The sequence below is a fragment of the Lysobacter zhanggongensis genome, assembly GCF_046638635.1.
Classification (GTDB): Bacteria; Pseudomonadota; Gammaproteobacteria; order Xanthomonadales; family Xanthomonadaceae; genus Novilysobacter; species Novilysobacter luteus.
This window is the reverse complement of the sequence record NZ_JBJXHK010000185.1, coordinates 1-589: the sequence shown is the minus strand read 5'-3', so window position 1 is coordinate 589 and position 589 is coordinate 1. Positions and strand designations below refer to the sequence as shown.

General features: G+C 74.5%; 1 pseudogene. It reads right to left on the bottom strand.

What is annotated here, in order from left to right:
• Window positions 1-589, bottom strand: a pseudogene (locus ACKVMH_RS13600) (exodeoxyribonuclease V subunit gamma); the annotation flags it as partial.

Sequence of the window (589 nt, the reverse complement as noted above, 5' to 3'; positions counted from 1 at the left end):
GCGCGAATCGCCAGGTCCAGGTCGCATCGGCGGGGGCGCCGTGGCGCTGGCGATGGCCGGCATCCAGACCCCAGCGCGCGCCGGCCGCCTGCAGCCAGTCGTGCAGGCGTTCGAGCGCCATCGCGTCCAGGCCGGCTGCCTCGGCCAGCGGTGGGCTGGCGACTAGGTCCAGCACCTCGTGCAGGCCGAAGCGCGACACCGGCAACGCCAGCAGGCGCAGGAACACCTCCACCAGCGGCTCGCCGGCGAGCGGACTGGCGTCGGCCAGCGCGTAGGGGATGAAGTCCGGCTGGCCGGCACGGCCGCCGAACACCGCCTCGATATACGGCACGTACGGGTCGATGTCGGGCGCCAGCACGGCGATCTCGCGCGGTTGCAGCGGCGGGTCGAAACGCCCGTCCTCGAGCAGGCCGCGCAGTTGGTCGTGCAGCACCTGCACCTCGCGCAGGCGCGTGTGGCAGGCGTGCACCTGCAGAGTCGGGTCGCCACGGTCGACGGCCTCGCGCCGCGGTGCGCCCGGCTCCGCCCGGCGATGGAACAGGTCGCGCTGCAGCCGCTTCAGCAGGCCGTCGGCGAGCGGGTCGGTCGG